The organism is Streptomyces chumphonensis (assembly GCF_014779715.1).
GTDB lineage: Bacteria > Actinomycetota > Actinomycetes > Streptomycetales > Streptomycetaceae > Streptomyces > Streptomyces chumphonensis.
In genome coordinates this window covers 18,031-33,155 of record NZ_JACXYU010000011.1, presented here as the reverse complement: position 1 = coordinate 33,155, position 15,125 = coordinate 18,031, and the positions used below count along the sequence as shown (strand labels likewise).

The 15,125-nt window shown below is 73.4% G+C and carries 11 protein-coding genes and 1 tRNA gene; 5 read left to right on the top strand and 7 right to left on the bottom strand.

Annotated elements, in window-relative coordinates; all coding sequences use genetic code 11:
• Positions 1 to 138 precede the first annotated feature (138 nt).
• The gene (locus tag IF129_RS26520) at positions 139 to 480 is read right to left on the bottom strand and encodes a hypothetical protein (RefSeq protein WP_224755291.1); all 342 of its coding nucleotides are present in this window, start codon (positions 478 to 480) and stop codon (positions 139 to 141) included.
• On the opposite strand from IF129_RS26520, the gene IF129_RS26800 reads away from it, so the two are divergent.
• The 4 genes from IF129_RS26800 (at position 466) to IF129_RS19190 (ending at position 5,460) form a co-directional block, all read left to right on the top strand.
• Complete coding sequence (locus tag IF129_RS26800) at positions 466 to 2,580, top strand: helix-turn-helix transcriptional regulator (protein ID WP_318153832.1); 2,115 nt, start codon at positions 466 to 468, stop codon at positions 2,578 to 2,580. The two genes, IF129_RS26520 and IF129_RS26800, sit on opposite strands and share 15 nt — an antisense overlap.
• Positions 2,581 to 2,655: 75 nt before the next feature.
• Positions 2,656 to 2,727: transfer RNA gene (locus IF129_RS19200), tRNA-Arg, on the top strand.
• A 492-nt stretch (positions 2,728 to 3,219) separates the two neighbouring features.
• Positions 3,220 to 5,157, top strand: a complete 1,938-nt coding sequence (locus IF129_RS19195; RefSeq protein ID WP_318153831.1) for a M4 family metallopeptidase — start codon at positions 3,220 to 3,222, stop codon at positions 5,155 to 5,157.
• A gap of 114 nt (positions 5,158 to 5,271) precedes the next feature.
• Positions 5,272 to 5,460 (top strand): DUF397 domain-containing protein, encoded by a 189-nt coding sequence (locus tag IF129_RS19190; protein WP_191210973.1) that lies wholly within the window; start codon positions 5,272 to 5,274, stop codon positions 5,458 to 5,460.
• Positions 5,461 to 5,581: 121 nt separating this feature from the next.
• Here the strand turns inward: IF129_RS19190 and IF129_RS19185 are convergent, their stop codons facing one another.
• From IF129_RS19185 to IF129_RS19160, 6 genes are all read right to left on the bottom strand, one after another.
• On the bottom strand, positions 5,582 to 6,238 hold the full coding sequence (locus tag IF129_RS19185) for a DUF6308 family protein (protein ID WP_191210972.1): 657 nt from the start codon (positions 6,236 to 6,238) through the stop codon (positions 5,582 to 5,584).
• A gap of 223 nt (positions 6,239 to 6,461) precedes the next feature.
• Complete coding sequence (locus IF129_RS19180) at positions 6,462 to 8,306, bottom strand: GmrSD restriction endonuclease domain-containing protein (protein ID WP_191210971.1); 1,845 nt, start codon at positions 8,304 to 8,306, stop codon at positions 6,462 to 6,464.
• Positions 8,307 to 8,559: 253 nt separating this feature from the next.
• Positions 8,560 to 9,390, bottom strand: a complete 831-nt coding sequence (locus IF129_RS19175; protein ID WP_191210970.1) for an energy-coupling factor transporter transmembrane component T family protein — start codon at positions 9,388 to 9,390, stop codon at positions 8,560 to 8,562.
• Positions 9,387 to 11,141, bottom strand: coding sequence for an ABC transporter ATP-binding protein (locus tag IF129_RS19170; RefSeq protein WP_191210969.1), 1,755 nt, complete (start codon positions 11,139 to 11,141; stop codon positions 9,387 to 9,389). The genes IF129_RS19175 and IF129_RS19170 overlap by 4 nt, the downstream gene beginning before the upstream one ends.
• Complete coding sequence (locus IF129_RS19165) at positions 11,138 to 12,064, bottom strand: hypothetical protein (protein ID WP_224755241.1); 927 nt, start codon at positions 12,062 to 12,064, stop codon at positions 11,138 to 11,140. The genes IF129_RS19170 and IF129_RS19165 overlap by 4 nt, the downstream gene beginning before the upstream one ends.
• An 81-nt stretch (positions 12,065 to 12,145) precedes the next feature.
• Complete coding sequence (locus IF129_RS19160) at positions 12,146 to 13,762, bottom strand: HAD family hydrolase (protein WP_191210968.1); 1,617 nt, start codon at positions 13,760 to 13,762, stop codon at positions 12,146 to 12,148.
• A gap of 197 nt (positions 13,763 to 13,959) precedes the next feature.
• Here IF129_RS19160 and IF129_RS19155 point away from each other — a divergent pair, with 197 nt between their 5' ends.
• Positions 13,960 to 14,964 carry a LacI family DNA-binding transcriptional regulator gene (locus tag IF129_RS19155; protein ID WP_191210967.1) on the top strand — a complete coding sequence of 335 codons (1,005 nt, stop codon included), beginning with the start codon at positions 13,960 to 13,962 and terminating at the stop codon, positions 14,962 to 14,964.
• The last annotated feature ends 161 nt before the right edge of the window (positions 14,965 to 15,125 follow it).

Sequence of the window (15,125 nt, the reverse complement as noted above, 5' to 3'; positions counted from 1 at the left end):
GATGACCTCACCCCGCCGGCCCCCGCGCCGCCGGGGCGCTCCACGCTGCTCCGCACCGCCGAAACGCACCTCGCCGCCGGCACCGGCGTCGTCCTCACCGGACCCGCCGGCATCGGCAAGACCGCCCTGCTCGCCACCCTAGCCGCCACCGCCCGCGCGCGCGGCGAGCGCGTCGTCCGCCACCGCGCCGCCGCACTCGACCACCGGCCCACCGCTCGGCACCGGCGCCCCTCCCTCGTCCTCGTCGACGACGCCGACCGCCTCGACGCCCGCGCCCTCGACCGGCTGCGCCGCACCCTCGACCGCGACGGCTCCCGCGCACTCCTCGCCGTCCGCAGCCCCTCCCACGACCTCGGGACCGGCCCCTGGCCACCGCTCCCGGACACCGCCGAGACCCCCGTCCCGCCCCTGGGCCCCGAGGACACCGCCCACCTGCTCGACCCCTTCGGGCTCCCCCTGCGCCTGGTGAACCAGTTGCACGCCGACTCCGGTGGCAACCCCCGCCTCCTCCTCGCCCTGGCCCGCGCCTACGCCGACCGCGTCCCCCGGAGCGGAGAGCCCCTCCCGCTGCCGCCCGAGGTGCACACCCTGATCGGCACGGGCCTCGCCTCCCTCCCCGCCGGGGCCCAGGACACCCTCCTCGCCGCCGCCCTGACCGACCGACCCACCGTCGAACTCCTCCAACGCAGCGGACGCCCCGCCGCCCACGACCACATCGCCCGCGCCACCACGGCCGGACTCGTCGTCACCGACGACACCGGCGCCCCGGTCATCCGCTTCACCCCGCCCGCCGCCGCCGACGTCATCGCCGCCCGCGCCGGCGCCGCCCACCGCGTCGCCCTCCACATCAGCCTGGCCGCCGTCGTCACCGACGCCGCCGCCCGCGCCCGGCACCACGCGCTCGCCACCACCGACCCCGACGCCGACCTCGCCCGCTCCCTCACCGCCGCCGCCGAATCCGCCCGGGGCCAGGGCGCCGGCCGCCTCGCCGCCGAACTCCACCTCCTGGCCGCCGAACGCACCCCCGCCGCCCACCCCGCCGACCGCCTCGCCCGGCTCCTCGCCGCCGCCCGCACCGGCGCGGCGGCCCAGCACCCGCACGTCGTCCACCGCGCGGCGGACGCCGTCCTGCACACCGACGCCCCGGCCGACGCCCGCGTCCACGTCCGCCTCGCCCTCATCGACCTCGCCGGACAGGACCTCACCGGCCGGGACGAGATCTTCGCCGCCGCGTTCGTCGACGCGGCCGACGACCCCGCCCTCCTGGCCCGCATCCGCCTCCGACTGGCCTGGGCCGCCCTGCTCGACGGCCGCCCCCTGCGGGCCGAGGCCGAGGCCGACCGTGCCGTCCTGCACGCCCGCGTCGCCGCCGACCCCGCAGCCGAGGCCCTGGCCCTCACCGTCAAGGCGGACGTCGCCCGCCGCACCGGCCGCAGCGACGCCCGCGCCCACCTCGACCACGCCCGTCGCCTGCCGCACCCCGCCCCCGCCGCCCCCGACGGACGACTGCACCTGACGCCCCGCTTCCTCGCCGCCCGCTTCGCCGCCGCCGACGACCGGCTGCCCGAGGCCCGCGCAGCGCTCCTCACCATGCTCGCCCCCGTGGGCCACGGCACCGGGGAGGAGACCGTCGCCGTCCTGGCCGCCCTCGCCGAGGTCTCCGCCCGCCTCGGCCGCTGCCGCGAAGCCCTCGACTTCGCCGACCGCGCCGTCCGCCTCACCCGGGTCACCGGCTCCAGCCCCGGCCCCGCCTGGCACAGCGCCGCCGTCGCCGAACTCGCCGGCGGCAGCATCGCCCGCGCCGCCGCCTACGCCGCCCGCGGCGTCCTCGCCTCCGAACAGGAACACGACGCCGTCCACCTCGCCCGGCACCTGCACGTCCTCGGCCAGGCCCGGCTGCGCACCGGCGACACCCGGGGCGGCGTCACCGCCCTCCGCCGCCTGAAGGACCTCGAACGCGCCCAGGGAACGGACGCCCCCACCACCCTCCGCTGGCACGCCGACCTGGCCTCCGGCCTCACCGGCCTCGGCGAGCTCGCCGCCGCCGAAGACCTCCTCCGCACCACCCGCACCACCCTGGCCACCGGCCCCCGCAGCCCCGGCGTCACCGCCCAACTCGACCGCGCCGAGGCCGCCCTCCACGCCGCCCACGGCGACCCCGACAGCGCCCTGGCCCTCCTGGACGCCGCCGCCACCCGCTTCGCGGCCCTCGCCCAGCCCCTCGAACAGGGCCACTGCCTCCTCCAGCGCGGCCGCGTCGAACGCCGCCGCCGCCGCTACGCCCCCGCCCGCTCCGCCGTCGCCGCGGCCCTCACCCTCTTCACCCGCCACGACGCCCGCCCCTGGATCGACCAGGCCGGCCGCCACCTCGCCCAGTCCGACGAGCGCACCCTCACCGTCAGCGAGGAACGCATCGCCGCCTTCGTCGGCCAGGGCGCCACGAACCAGGAGGTCGCCGCCCGCATGTTCCTCAGCGTCAAGACGATCGAGGCCTCCCTGACCCGCATCTACCGCAAACTCGGCATCCGCTCCCGCACCCAGCTCAGCACCCTCCTCCACACCACCCACCCCACCACCTGACCTCGCCCGAAACCCGTTCATGACCACCCGTTCCAAGCTGGTAAGGTTCTACCCGTCGCCGCGATCAGCGGCAGCGCCCCCGTAGCTCAGGGGATAGAGCAACGGCCTCCGGAGCCGTGTGCGCAGGTTCGAATCCTGCCGGGGGCACTCGCCAGGTCAGCAGCCGGAATCAGCGCTCTGACCAGGGCACGTGCCGAGAACAACGGGCGGTACTCAGTCTCACTGAGTACCGCCCGTTGTCATGGGTTCTCAGCGGTCGCGACACACCTCCGACACCTTCCTCTTCCAGTGCGGTAGTGATCTTGCGGTCTGCGGCTTCCTCGTGTCCGTCCACGCGGCGGGCCATCTCAGGCACGGCCACGACCGCGTTCAGCCACCGTGTGATGCGGGCGTGCCGCAGGCCGTCGGGACGCCCGGCCGACGGCGACGCCGCCCGGTCGGGCGGAGGAGCGCGCACCCCAGCCTCTTCCCGGTCCGCGCGCGGCATGACGCCTCGTCGGGGCAAGGGGTTTCCCTCTTACCGTCCCTTCGGCCCTCCCTCATTCTCTGGGCGAGGCTACGGCCGCCCCACTCCATCCGTGCCTCACCTCTGCACGGCTGCACCATCTCAGCCCCCCACATGAGTTGAGGAGCCATCACGTGAGTACCACCATTCCGCGTCGCGGCAGCAGACGCGTCCGCACCACCGTCGCCCTGGCCGCCACGGCAGCCGTGGTGGCCGTGGGCCTCCAGGCAGGCACGGTCAGCGCCGCCGCCGACGACGGTCGACTCGATCCCGGAGCGTTGATAGCCGAGGTCAGCCCCTCCGAACGCGCCGAGCTGATAGCCCAGGCCGAGAGACAGGAGGCCGAGACGGCTCAGGTCCTCGAACTCGGCGAGCGCATCGAACTCAAGGTGAAGGACGTCGTCAAGAACCGGGACGGCTCCACCCACACCCGCTACGAGCGCACGTATGCCGGACTGCCCGTCCTCGGCGGCCAGATCATCGTGCACCGTGGCCCCGACGGCGCCATCGAGGTCGTCGACAAGGCGACCGACGCACCCATCACGGTGCCCACCACCAAGGCGCCCGCGAACCGGAAGCCCGCCAAGGCCCAGGCCAAGGGCAGCAGCGCCCCGCGCAAGGTGATCTGGGCCGCCGACGGAGACCCCACACTCGCCTGGGAGCGCGTGATCGGCGGCACGCAGAAGGACGGTACGCCCAACGAACTGCACGTCATCACCGACGCGAAGACCGGCGAGAAGCTGTACGAGTACCAGGCCGTGCACACCGGCAGCGGGAACAGCATGTACGCCGGCCAGGTGACCATCGGAACCAGCGGGTCCAGCGGCAGCTACCGCATGGAGGACACCCAGCGCGGCGGCCACACCACCCGTGACTCCGACAACGGCAACCGAGTCTTCACCGACGCCGACGACGTCTGGGGCAACGGCTCACCGTCCAACAGCCAGACCGCGGCCGTCGACGCCCACTACGGCGCCGCCCTCACCTGGGACTACTACCTGGACGTGCACGGCCGCGAGGGGATCCGCGGCGACGGTGTCGCCGCCTCCAGCCGCGTCCACTACGGCAACGCCTACTCCAACGCCTTCTGGCAGGACTCCTGCTTCTGCATGACCTACGGCGACGGGGCCAACGACCAGAAGCCGCTGACCTCGATCGACGTCGCCGCCCACGAGATGACGCACGGCGTCACCTCCAACACGGCGGGCCTGATCTACAGCAACGAGTCCGGCGGGCTGAACGAGGCCACCTCCGACATCTTCGCCGCCGCCGTCGAGTTCCACGCCGACAACCCCGAGGACGTCGCCGACTACCTGGTCGGCGAGAAGATCGACATCCGCGGAAACGGCACACCGCTGCGCTACATGGACCAGCCCAGCAAGGACGGCAGCTCGCTCGACTACTGGTACTCGGGCGCCGGCAACGCGGACGTGCACCACAGCTCCGGCATCGCGAACCACTTCTTCTACCTGCTCTCCGAGGGCAGCGGCCAGAAGGTCGTCAACGGCGTCACCTACGACAGCCCCACCTACGACGACGACCCGGTGACCGGCATCGGGATCGGCAAGGCCGAGAGGATCTGGTTCAAGGCGCTGGCCGAGAAGATGATGCCGAACGAGACGTTCGCGCAGGCCCGGACCCACACCCTGCAGGCCGCCGGTGAGCTGTACGGCGTCGACAGCCCTGAGCAGCTCGCGGTCGCACACGCCTGGGCCGCGGTCAACGTCGGCAGCCGCCCGGGCGACACGGACCCCGACCCGGGCACGTGCACCGAGTTCGAGAACACCAAGAGCGGCTCGCTGAGCAGCGGTGGCAGCGCCATCCAGCCCGACGGCAGCTGGTTCCAGACCGGTTCCGGGCGGCACACCGCGTGCCTGGACGGACCCGACGGCACCGACTTCGACCTCTACCTGCAGAAGTGGAGTGGCTACGGCTGGAGCGAGGTGGCGCGTTCCACGACCAGCGGGCCGGACGAGGAGATCGCCTACGACGGGACGTCCGGCTACTACCGCTACCGGGTCCACGCCTACTCCGGCACCGGCGACTACACCCTCGGCTACACCACACCCTGACCGCTGAGGTGAGCACCGCCTGAGGCAGGGCGTCGGTTCGCGGGCACCATCGCGGACCGACGCCCTGCCCTGTCCGACGACGAAGAGCCTGCTGCGCCACGTGCGAGGAGCGCTATGAGTAGCACCGATGAACGGTCTTGGTTCAGGAGCAGCTCCAGCGGTTCCGACGGTGATGTGTGCATCGAGGTGGTGAGGAGAGCGGGCACGGTCCACGTCAGGGACTCCAGGGACCGACTGAGCCCCGAACTCGCCGTCACCCACACCGCCTGGGAATACCTCGTCACCTTCGACCGGCTGGGCTGACGCCCCGGCACACGATCACGTGCCCGCGCCGATCCCGTTCAGGGGCGGGGCACGTCTGTTGCCCAGCGTCTGGCTGGCGCTCTGGAGCCGCAGTGCCACATCGGCTCCGTTGCGGGCGCCGTCATGCGGTGCACCCGGTCGCCATGTGTTCCCAGATGATGATGTCTGCCGCTCGAAGCAGGCTGAGCGGCCGTTCATCGGGCGTGCGGATCGGGGTCGTAAGGCCCTCGATCCAGTCCCGGTGACGGCGCAGGTCTGCTTGCAGGAGCGGCCACAGGCGCCGAGGGGTGTCCCGGTAGGCCCCGGTCAGGGGCTTCCGGCCGAGGTAGAACTCGTAGACGCTGCTGTCGAAGATCGGGACGAGCCGGGGCCGCTTGCGGTGGAGAATCTTGGTGACGGCGACGGCCTTGAACCCGGGCAGCCCACGACCGCCCGCTTCGCCCGTGGCGACCAGCGCACGATCGACGAGGGACCAGGCCCCCGTCGGTGGGTCCAGTGTCACCTCCAGGAAATCGGCGGTCGCACACGCCTCATCCGCAAGCACCGCTTCCATGGCCTGGAGGACCTGAGCTCCGGGGCCGTCCGGGCGGAACAACGGCACGACCTGTTTGTAGTCCGTACGGACGCTGAGGAGTGCCGGTGCCAGGCAGTCCAGTGGGCTCAACCGCGTCGGGTCGCCCTGCCGGTCGTACGTGCGGAAGGCTCTGGGCCCCCAGGGGTCCGTGTAGGAGCGCAGGTGGGACTCGGCGCAACCGCGTAGTGCCCTGATGGTGCTCATACGGCCTCCCATGGCCTCAACGCATCACACCGCATTGGGCCTGAGCTGGCCAATGACCTGACACATGCTACGAGTTGACTGCCCCGCACGGGTTCCACTCGCGAATATCCGCTGCTGGTACGGCTGTGCCGGGAGCGACGCCTGGAGGGGAGCGAAGATCAGGGGCCGGCGGGCCGGGGCCTCCCGCCGGGTGTCGGGGCCGGCGGGAGGACGCGGGTCGGGGTTACGGGCCTGGGGGAGGGGTGGCGGCGGGCTCCGCCTCGGGGGCGGCCGTCTCGGGGCGCTGGTTGGGGATGTGGTCGTCGACGACCGGCTTGCCCATCGCGGCGGCGATGTGGTCCTGGAGGACCTTGCGGCGCTCCTCGAAGAAGCCGTCGAAGTCGTCGGCCCGCATCAGCGCGGGGTTGGCGAGGTGCGTCTCGACGCGCTGGTCGACGCCCTCCGGGCTGGTCTCCGCCGCCTTGGCGAGCCGACGCAGGTACTCGGACGGCGCGTGGCCGCCGATGATCCGGTTGGTGCGGGCCGTCAGCGGCGTCTTGTTGACGACGGAGTTGTAGACGGAGCGGTCGTATCCGTTCTTCTGGCACCAGGACTGCGGGAAGACGTGGTGGATGTCCATCGCCCCGTCGAAGTAGACGCTGACCTCCGCCTTCTCGCCCGTCCGCCAGTCCGCCGCGCCCGCCTTGAGCAGGAGCGCGTAGATGCCCTTGTAGGCCGCGCTCTGCCGGGTCCGCAGGGTCAGCAGCCGGCTCGCGGTGAACTGCGCCTGGCTGACGGTCCGCGGCTCCCGGGTCGATCCGCGGATCCAGTCGACGACATCGGGGAGGTCGAGGTTGAAGCGGGTCTCGGTCGTCGTGCCGTACAGCTCGCCGAAGACGCCGGACCAGTACCAGCGCGCCAGTTTCTCCTGCGCGCCGGCGGTTTCGGCGTCGTTGCCCGCGAGGGCGAAGATCGCGGCCAGCGGGATGAGCTGGGTGCCGTAGGGGAGGAAGCGGGTGTCGAAGACGAACTGCTGGCGCAGGAACTTGGCGGCGGCCTTGAACCCGGCGACGACGTCGGGGGCGTAGCGCCGGTAGTCCTCCAGGCCCAGCGCGAGCATCTCCTTGCGTGTGCAGCCGATGCGCGGCAGGCGTTCCTCGTCCGTGCCGGCCTCCTGCTCCCGGCGCCGACGCTGGGCGGTGGCCAGGAGCGTCACGGCCTGGAGGAAGTCGGTGTTGGAGACTTCCCGCAGGATGGCGTACTCGGGTGCGTCCCAGGCGGATCGGCACTCCTCCCAGTGGCTTCGCAGGTCGAATTCGTCGGCGGCGAACGTCGCCGTCAGCAACTCGAAGACGGTGAGGGTGACACCGCCGGTGTTGACCTTCTCGAAGACCTGGCAGACCGCCTGCCGGGGTGTGCTGTTGCCGAGCTGGATGACGGGAAAGTGGTAGAGGTTGAAGGAGTGGATGAAGCCGTCCCGGAAGCCGTACCAGAGCTCCATCTCCTCCGGTGCGAAGCCCCAGTGGCGGGCGAATCCGTCGCCCCAGGAGTTGTCGAAGAGGCAGCGCAGCGGGAAGAAGCGGTGCTGGTACTCCAACTCCCGGGTGGAGTAGTCCTCCACGACCTCGCCCCGGAAGTTGACGACCTTGCGGGAGGGCGGGACGAAGCGGATCGCGTCCTCCCGGTCCTCGTGCGCGTCGAGTGCCTTGACCATGTCGACGTAGAACCAGCCGCTGACCCGGCGCTTGCGCTCGTCCTGGGTCTCCACCGGGCTGTCCATCGCCAGCGACTGGAAGAGCGAGGTGAGCCGCTGCTGCCCGTCGAGGACCAGCGACTCCGGCTCCACCCGCTCGTTCGGGGCGGCCCCCTCGACCGGCCGGTACTTGAACCGGACGTCCCCGCCGCCCTGGAGCAGCATCACCGTCCCGATCGGGTAGTTGAGGGACACCGAGGCCAGCAGACTCGCGATGTTCGGCCACGGCCAGACCCAGCCGCGCTGGAACTCGGGCAACTGGATCTTCCCCGCCTCGACCTGCCTCAGCAGTTCCCCCAGGGGCCGCTTGTCGATGCTGAAGGTCTCGGTGGCCACATGTCCTCCTGGTGCCGCACAACGCGTCCGTCGGTTCTCGGTCGCCGGGGCCGAGGGGACGGGGCGGGGTCCGCGTTCGCGGACGCGAGGCCCGCCGGCCCCCTGGGCCCACGACGTGCGGGTCCCACTGTGCCGCAGTCGTCCCGCTGCGACCTCCCCCTTCGGGAATTCGCCGAGGCCAGGGGGGCGTTCGGGCCGCTGCGGGCGGCCGTGTGGGTGATGGCGCGTATCAACTGCCGGGGGAGTGGCGGGCTCAGAGCCGGGCGGAGGTGGGGTACTGGGCGCCGAGGGCGTAGGCGGCGGCGATGAGGGCGGCGGTGACCGCGAGGACGGCGAGGTCGAGGGGGCGGACCCTCAGGTGGGCCAGCCGGATGCGGCGGCCGTCGCTGTGGACCATGGCGTACGTGAAGCCCCGCGTCTCCAGGGCCTCCACCGTCGTGCGGGTGCGTTTGGCCGTGTTGAGCATCATCGGGTAGAAGGCGTACACGGTGATCTTCGCGCCGCGCAGCAGCACCCGCCACCCGAACAGGCCGCGTGACGCGGGCGGGGCGGAGCGCAGCCGGTAGCCGTCGATCACCGTCTGGAACTCGTCGACGAGGATCGGCAGCATCCGGTACCCGTAGGAGACCCCGAAGCCGACCAGCGCCGGCGCCCGCAGGCTCAGCAGGGCGTCGGAGAGCTTCTCCGGGTCCAGCGACACGAACGCCGCCATGCTCGCCATGCTCACGGTGCCGAGTTTCAGGGTGAGTTCGCCCAGTGACAGCACGGTGGTGAGGTCGCCGTCGAAGAACCAGGCGGCGGTGACGAGGTACCCCGTCTCGGTGATCAGGCCGAAGACGAACAGGCCGACGACGAGGGGACCGACCCGGCAGGTCACCACGGCCGCTGCGGCCAGGGCGAAGAGCAGGGCCAGGACGGTCAGGTTGTGCGTGAACCAGGGGCTCGCCGCCATGAGCACGTACCAGAACAGCACGACGCGCGGGTCCAGGCGGGCGAGCAGGCCGCCGCGTGTGGCGTAGGCGGTGCGGAGCAGTTCGAGCTTGACCCACTCGACGCTCAGGGTGTCGCGTTCGGTCCTCTTCACGCTCCGGCCTCCTGCACGGCGGTGGACAGGCGTCCGGCGCACTCGTCCACGGTCAGGGGTGGCGGCACCATGCCCAGTGCGGTGCCCAGCGCGGTGATCTGCGGCGGGACGACGCGGACCCGATCCAGCAGTTCCCGGTCGGCGAAGAACTCCGCCGGGGGAGCGTCCTTGAGTACCCGGCCTTCGCCCAGCGCGACGACCCGTGTGGCCCACTCGGCGACGAGGTGCATGTCGTGGGTGGCGACGACGACGCAGCGGATACGGTCCGCGAGGGCGTCGAGCATGGCGATCACGTCGTCGCGGGTGGCCGTGTCGAGACTGGAGGTCGGCTCGTCCAGGAGCAGCAGCGCGGGTGTCATGGCCAGGCCGATCCCCAGGGTGGCCCGGCGCTGCTGGCCGCCGGAGAGGGTGCGCCCGTCCCGGTCGGCGAGTGCGCTGAGCCGGATACGGTCCAGCACGTCGGCCACCAGGGCGTCGGTGTCGGGGCGGCGGCGACCGCGCGGGTACATCTCGATGTCCGCCCGGACGCTGTCGGCGAGGAACATCTGCTCCGGGCGCTGGTAGAGGTAGGCGACCCGGTCGGCCAGTTCGGCGGGCCGGACGGAACGGGTGTCGGTCCCGGTGACCTCGGCGGTGCCGGAACGCGGCACCTTGAGCCCGGTGAGCAGGCGCAGCAGAGTGGACTTGCCGGCCCCGTTGCCGCCCACGAGGGCGATGCGTTCGCCTTCGCGCAGTTCCAGGTCCACGTCACGCAGCACGGGGGTGAGGCCGCCGTGCACGGTCCGGTAGCCGTGTCGGACGCCGCGCAGCGCGGCGACGACGGGCGGGCCGGGCGGGTGCGGTGCGTTCGCCGGTGCGGGCGCCTCCGGCGGTGAGGCGGGACCGGCGTCGGGGACGGGGCGCGCGGCGCGGGCGGACAGCCATCCGACGGCCTGCCCGACGGTCAGCGGCACCTCCCCCTCGGGCTCGACCGCGCGGGCCAGCCGCACCACCTGGGGTGCGGGGATGCCGTGCGCGGCGAGCTCCCCGGTGCGGGCCAGGGCCTCGGCTACGGGGAGGTGCCACACCGGCGCGCCGTCGGCCATGAGCAGCACGCTGCGGCAGTACCGGGCGACGAACTCGGCGTGGTGCTCGATCACGACCACCGTCGTCCCCAGCCGCCTGTTGACGTCGGCCAGGCGGCGGTAGACCTCTTCGGCGCGTTGCGGGTCCAGTTCGGCCACCGGCTCGTCCACCACCACCAGTCCGGGCCGCATCGCCAGGACGCCGGCGAGGGCCACGAGGTGCTGCTGGCCGCCGGAGAGCTGCCAGGTGTAGCGGTCGCTCAGCGAAGCGATGCCCAGCGTGTCGAGCGCTTCCTCGGTCCGCGCGCGCCAGTCGGGCAGGCCGAAGTTCACCGGGCCGAAGGACACCTCGTCGTGGACGGTCGGCCGCACGAGCTGGTTGCCGAAGTCCTGGTAGACGTAGCCGACCCGGTGGCTGAGGGCCGCGACGTCGGTCTCGGTGGTGTCCTGGCCGAAGACACGGACGGTGCCGCTGTACGTGCCGGACCAGAAGTGCGGCACGAGGCCGTTGAACGTCTTGCACAGGGTCGTCTTGCCGGAGCCGTTGCCACCGACGACGGCGGTGAAGTCGCCCTGCTCGATGGTGAGATCGACGCCGCGCAGGCTGTCGTCGGCAGCCCCGGGGTAGCGGAAGACGAGATCTTGGACCTCGACCGCCGGACCGGTGTGCGGGGCGGGGGCCGTCATCGCGGGGCTCCGGCACGCGCCGCGCGGGACCGAGCCGACGCGCGGGCCGCGAGGACGACCGCGACCAGCACGATCAGCGCGGCCGAGACGCCGATCCACAGGAACCTCTCCCCGTACTGGTCGATGAAGCCCGGCTCCCAGACGCCGAAGTTGGCGTCCAGCTCCTCCACGAACGCGGCGATCATGGCGACGAACGTCAGGAAGACGCCGAGCAGCAGGAACCGGGCGCTGATCCGGGCGCGCAGCCGCAGCGGCCGGGCGGGGTCGCGCGGCGCGAGGCCCAGCAGCGGCTCGATGCGTCCGTGCAGGCGCGGCGCCAGGTAGGCGGCGGGCAGGGCGCCGAACAGCAGGCCGCTGATGAGGAGGTCGGTGGAGAAGGCGACGCCCTCCAGCAGCAGGACGCTCTCCGCGAGGCCCTCGACGTACTCGGCGTCGGCCACGCCGACGTACACCTTCCCGATGTCGACGATGCCGCCGAGCATCTTGTCCACGCCGACCGCGACGACGGCCGCCAGCGCGACCCGGCCCCGCCGGAGCGGGTCGCGCACCAGCGAGCCCGCGATGTAGAGGCCGAGGGCGAGCTGGATGTAGCCCTCCAGCTCGGCGAAGCCGGAGAAGTCGCCCATCAGCAGGTCGACGAAGACGATCTCGCCGAGCGGCGCGCCGAGCGCGGCGTACAGCGGGTGGAAGAGGCAGACCATCACCACCGGCACGAACGCCAGGTAGGAGACGGAGAGTTCGACCGGCCCGAGCTTCACCTCGGGCAGTACCTCGGTGAGGATGTTGGCGAGCCCGAAGAGCGTCATCGACAGCACGAAGACCATGAGCTTCTGCGCCGAGCCGAGGTCGGTCGGGTCGAGGGAGCGGCGGGGGGCGGCCGGCGGGGGTGAGCCGGTGGTGCGGGGAGCGGTGGACGAGGACATCGCGTGCCGTGGCCTTTCGTCGGACGAGGGGGAGGCGGGCGGTGCCGCGGCCGGGTGGGGGCCGGGCGCCGCACCGCGCGGTCAGGAACGGGGGGAGAGCAGGGGGAGCAGCTCGGCCAGGGAGGTGACGACGTGGTCGGGACGGGTGGGGCCGGGCGTGGTGAGGTGGCGGGCCAGCGCGGCGTCGTCCAGCGAGCCGCCGCGCACGAGGACGGTGGTCCCGATCCCGGCGCTCCGTGCGGCGGCCATGTCCCGGCCGGGCTTGTCCCCGGCGAACCAGCACGCCCCGGGGTCCACGGCCAGGGCGCGCAGCGCTTCGCGGACGGTGAGCGGGTCCGGCTTGCGGCGGCCCAGCTCGTCTGAGTACACGTGCACGCCGACCAGCTCCGCGATGCCGAAGGAGGCCATGCGCTCGCGCACGCTGCGCCCGCACACGGTGTTGGAGACGACGGCGACGGGGATGGCGAGTTCGCGGCAGCGGCCGAGGAGGTCGGCCGCGCCCTCGCGCAGGGTGGGGCGGCTCTTGACGTGGGCCCACTCGTGGCTGAGCGCGACGGCCTCGGCGGCCAGCCAGGCCCGCACGTCCGGGCCGAAGGCGGTGCCGAAGAAGTCCTGCCAGTACTGGACGGGGGTGACCTCGGGGACGAGGGGCGCGGCGTCGGCCTCGCCCTTCCACCGCTGGTGCGCGCGTCGCGCGGTGGTCAGGGCCTCGACGGCGGCGGCGTCCGGCACGTCGTGCCCCGCCCGGCGCAGCCGTGCGGCGAGGCGCAGCCCGAACCCCCGCTGCCCCTCGGTGTCCTTGACGGAGTTGGCGATGACGCCGCCGTGGTCGAGCAGCAGCGCCGCCGGGCGGCTGTCGGTCCGCTGCGGGCCGGTGTGGGGCGGGGAGGCCGGGGGCGGGGTGTCCCGGGCGGCGGCGAGGACGGGGACGAGTCCCTCGGGGGTGTCGAAGACGGCGTCCGGCCGGACGGCGACGGGGTAGGGCGGTCGGTCGGTGTGCTTGTCGCGGGTGACGACGACGGCCGCCACCCCGGCCCGGCGCCCGGCGGCGACGTCGCGGTCCAGGGTGTCGCCCACGAACCAGCAGCGCTCGGGCCGCGTCGCCAGGGCCCGCGCGGCCCGTTCGACGATGGCCGGGTGCGGCTTGCGGACGCCGACCTCGTCGGAGTAGAGCTGCACGTCGACCAGCTCCTCCAGACCGTGCTCGCGCAGCAGTGCCCGGTGCGAGCGCCCGGCGTGGGCGTTGCTGACGATGCCCACGCGGACGCCGAGCCGCCGCGCGGTGTGCAGCAGGTCGCGGACGCCGGGGCGGACGGTGTGCTCCGCGAGCAGCGGTGTGAGGGCGCCGAGAAGCCAGCCCGCGCTGCCCGCGAGGACGGCCCGGACCGGCTCGGGCAGGTCGGAGGCGAGGAAGTCCTCCCAGATCTCGCGGTGGGTCAGCTCGACGGGCGCGCGACGGCGGCCGGCGGCGTTCTTCCAGTCCTTGAGCGCCGCCAGGCCCGCGTCGAGCGAGGCCCGCAGCTCCTCCTCGGGCACCGCGTGCCCGGCCGTGGCCAGCTCGCGGTGGAGCAGGGCGGTCGCGTCCCGGCGGCCTTCGGGCCGCTTCTCGGTGTGGAAGACGACGCCGCCGAAGTCGAGCAGGAGAGCCTCCGGCCGGTGGGCGAGGGCGGGCGGCAGGTGTGCTGGCGGGTGGTTCATCGGCTCCCCTGATCGGTGTCGTGACGGCGAACGTAGGAGCGGTGGGTGAACTTCCGGCGCCCGGAGGGCCAACGGGCACGGGTCGGTTCTGGAACGTTCCAGGTACGTGGCGAGGAGGTTCGGTGGAACGTTCCAGGTCAAGGGGCGGTAGGGGTGTCTCGGGTCGGTCCGGGGCCGCCTCGCTGCATACTGGGCGCATGCCCCACGCCCCCTCGCGCCGCCCCACGATCCTCGACGTCGCCCGGGTCGCGGGGGTGTCCAAGTCGCTGGTGTCCCTGGCGCTGCGCGGCGGCCCCGGGGTCAGCGAGAGCGCCAGGGCGCGCATCACCGCCGCCGCCGACCAGCTGGGGTACCGCTCCAACGCCCTGGCACGCGGCCTCGTCCAGGGGCGCACCATGCTGCTGGGGGTCCTGCTCACCGACCTGGCGAACCCGTACCACACCGACGTGGTCGCCGGGGTCGAGGAGGCCGCCGCCGAGGCGGGGTTCGGCGTCCTGCTGGCCCACGGCCGACGCGACGCCGAGCGGCTCGCCACCCAGCTCGGCACCCTGGTGGAGCTGAACGTCGACGGCGTCGTCGCGATCAGCAGCTGGGTGGACGGCGACGCCCTCCGGGCCGCCGCACGCCGCACCCCGGTCGTCGTCGTCGGCCGCCCCGAGCACCCGCCCGAGGGCGTCGACACCGTCGCCAACGACGACGCGGCCGGCGCGGGCCAGGCGGTGGCGCACCTCCTCGACCTCGGCCACCGCGAGATCGTCTTCGTCACCACCTCCCGCCGCCCGGCCGCGCAGGGGCGGCGGCGCGGCTACGAGACCGCCGTCCGCGGCGCCGGACTGACGCCCCGGGTCCTGGCGGTGGAGCACGCCGACCAGTTGCACGCCCACGCCGCCCCGCTCGTCGCCTCCGGGGCCACCGCCCTGCTCGCCAACAACGACCTCACCGCCGTCGCGCTGCTGGACGCCGCGCACGACCTCGGCGTTCCGGTACCGGGGCGGCTGTCCGTCGTCGGCTACGACAACAGCACCGTCGCCGCGCTGGTCAGGCCCCGTCTCACCAGCGTCGACCAGCCCCGCCCGGAGCTCGGCCGGACCGCCGTGCGGCTGCTGCTGGAGCGTGCGGTCGACGGGCGCACGGCCGACCGCCACGAGGTCCTGCGCCCCCGCCTCGTCCCCCGCACGTCGACCGGCCCGGCCCGGCCCTGACGGCCGGCACTCCGGGCCCGGACGGCCGCCCGTCCCGGCCCTCGGCACACCGGCGGGCGCGGCGAGCAGCCGCGCTACCCTGTCGGGGGCGGTAGCCGGGTCGGCCTGCGGCGTCCCCGGAGCGCGAATCCCGCCACCACCGCCACACCGGGTCCGGACGG